The organism is Fusibacter sp. (assembly GCF_057447755.1).
On sequence record NZ_JBVBZF010000398.1, the window covers coordinates 1 to 2925 of the forward strand.

Genomic DNA, 2925 nt, shown 5'->3' on the forward strand with positions numbered 1-2925 from the left:
AAAGTGATGTCATTTAAAGTTGCAGCGATCCAAGTACCGTTAGCGCTCATTGCGTTAACAAGTGCATCAGCTTCAGTTACGATTGACGCTGTCGTTACAACATCTGTAGCTGCAACAACTTCTTGAGTACCTGTGATTACGCCATCTTCAGCGATTACAGCAGCATCCATGATTTCTTGAGAAGCATAGAATACGTTACCTTCTACAGTTGCTTTAGAAACTTGGAAACCTTTTGCTTCAACGTAAATGTCGCCAACGAAGATTCCACCTTGGAATTTGAAGTTTTCACTTCTAACGATCATTTTAGGTGCAGTGATTGTAAAAGAAGCAGTGATATTATGATCTGCATCTTGTGTATAAGGTGCTAATTTTCTAGCTACTTTTTCTTTGTTGATGAATTCGCCTTCAACGATTAAATCTTCAGTTAAAGTAATATCGTTTAAAGTTGCAGCGATCCAAGTACCGTTAGCGCTCATTGCGTTAACAAGTGCATCAGCTTCAGTTACGATTGACGCTGTTGTTACAACATCAGTTGCTTCAGTTGCTTCAGTTGTTTCAGTAGTAGTTTCTGTCGTTTCAGTTGTTGTTTCTGCAGGTGCTACTGGCGTTTCTTCTTTTTTAGCACATCCAGCAAACATTGACACTAATAGAGTTAAAACAACTACTAATCCAATATACTTTTTCATTTTAATTACCCCTTATCTTTCTGATATTCTATTTATGTTAAATATATAACACAGTGGTATTATAACATAATCCCTATGGTTTTGCTAGGGTTTTTTAAGATTTTAGGCAAATTTATCGCAAAAATTCATTTTTACTTATTTATGTCTATCCGTTCAAATTACAGGCTTTTACATGTTAACTTTTTGTAAAAAACGCATTGAATTGTCACAAGTATATTTATCCTGCAATATATGCTTTTAAGGCTCTTGATTGAAAAAAATCCCTTTCAAAACTAAGTCTGAAAGGGACCTTTATATTATAGATTTCAAGAGTCAATTTTATTTTTAAGCCATTTTGTCATATTCTTACCTTCCTTTTTAGCTTCATATAACTGATGGTCGGCTAGTTCAAACATAGAAATATGACAACCAATGGCATTTGGAATTAAAGTTACGCCACCCAGACTAAGTGTTAAAATTTCATTTATTGGCGAACTCTGATGTGGAATATTTAGCCCTTCAATGGCAGTACGTATTCTTTCTGAAACTTCAAAACCACCTTCTGCTGATGTCTCAGGTAAAAGCACTGCAAACTCCTCTCCGCCTATTCTTGCAGAAAAATCAGTAGACCTACTCAGTGCATTTGTAAACGCAACCGCAATTTGTTTTAAAGCGACATCGCCCATACCATGACCATAATAATCGTTGTACTGTTTAAAGTAATCAACATCAGCGACAATCAGCGATAAGGGTTTACCCGTTCTCACAGCTCTGTCCCACTCTTGGGCAAATCGCTCTGAAAAACTCCTTCTGTTTGGAATTTCTGTTAAACCATCAAGCATTGCAATGCGTTCTAAGAGCTTTCTTTGTGTTACGAGCTTCATGTGTGTTCTAACACGTGCTTTGATTATAGACGCATTGTAGGGTTTTACGATATAGTCTACAGCACCAAGCATAAGCCCCTTTTCTTCATCTTTTACATCCTTTAATGCCGAAATAAAGATCACTGGAATTTCTTTAGTTTGATCGTTGTTTTTAAGGGCTGAAATAATACTATAACCATCTAAATCCGGTAGCATGATATCTAATAATATTAAATCAGGTAGTTGTTGCTCCGCTCTTGTAATTGCTTTTGTACCACTTTTTTCTAATATCAAAGTATATTCGTCTCTTAAAATCGACACTAAAATATTGAGGTTTATGGTTTCATCTTCAACAATTAGTATGGTCTTCTTCTCTGCACTTGTCACTGGCACCCTCCCTCTTTTATCTAACATATCTTTCAAAGTCATCATTTGCTCACTTCAACTTCCAAGATATTGATTGTTTTTAGTGCTTCATCAAAATCATAGTTTTCAATTTGGTCTATTAAAGCTTCCCCTAGCGTTGCCCATTCAGTATTACTAGAGAGGTTTCTCAAGGCTGGGATGTATTGTTCCGTCTCAGAACTACCATTTTTGAGAAGTGTCTTAAGCTCTTTAATAAGAAGATCCAATCCCATTGAAGCCTTAGTATTAAAACGCTCTTCATGAATCAGATAATCATCTGCTTCCTCTTTAATCAGGGCTATGTCTGACATGACTCTTTTAAATTCTTCAAGAAAAGATTTTAAACTATTATTCGTCTTACTTAGGTTGCCCTTATTCAAATCCGTTTCAAGTGTCTGTGAAACAATAAAAAGATCCATAGCACCTAAATTTCCAGAAATCCCCCTGATATTATGAATTAGATTTTTTGCAGAAACATAATCACCTTCTTCAAGTAAGCTTACCAAATTGATTTCGAGGTCTCCAAATTTTCTGTAAAAATCCCTTAATAACCTAATGTAAAGGTTCCAATTTCCCCTTAGAGCAGCAACTGGTGCTTTCGTTTGAAAATTCAATAGTTTAGAGGCGATTTCATTATGTTCAAAACTAAGTTCAGCTTCCACTTCCTTAATGGTAATTTTTTTATTGATCCACTTTTTCATCATATCAAAAAAGGCTTCTTCAACTATTGGCTTACTCATGTAATCGTTCATACCGGCTTCAAAACATTTTAGACGATCTTCCTCCATTGCATGAGCTGTCATTGCAATGATTGGCAGAATTTCTTTAGAAAAAGTCGTTCTAATGCGTCTTGTAGCTTCAAGACCGTCCAAATCCGGCATTTGAATATCCATCAATACCAAATCATATTCATATTGAGTGATGGCATTAATAGCAGCAACGCCATTGCCAACAACATCCACATGGAAGAGTGGATGTTCAAGCAATTCCCT

At 35.8% G+C, this 2925-nt stretch carries 3 protein-coding genes; all 3 read right to left on the minus strand.

Translation table 11 applies throughout. The features are described 5' to 3' along the window. Positions 1 to 686, minus strand: a 686-nt coding sequence (locus AC220I_RS20775; protein WP_486725781.1) for a hypothetical protein, incomplete at its 3' end; no start/stop codon positions are given. Positions 687 to 991: 305 nt separating this feature from the next. Next, complete coding sequence (locus AC220I_RS20780) at positions 992 to 1915, minus strand: GGDEF domain-containing response regulator (protein WP_486725782.1); 924 nt, start codon at positions 1913 to 1915, stop codon at positions 992 to 994. Positions 1916 to 1956: 41 nt separating this feature from the next. Continuing rightward, the coding region (locus AC220I_RS20785; RefSeq protein ID WP_486725783.1) for a response regulator at positions 1957 to 2925 on the minus strand (969 nt) is incomplete at its 5' end.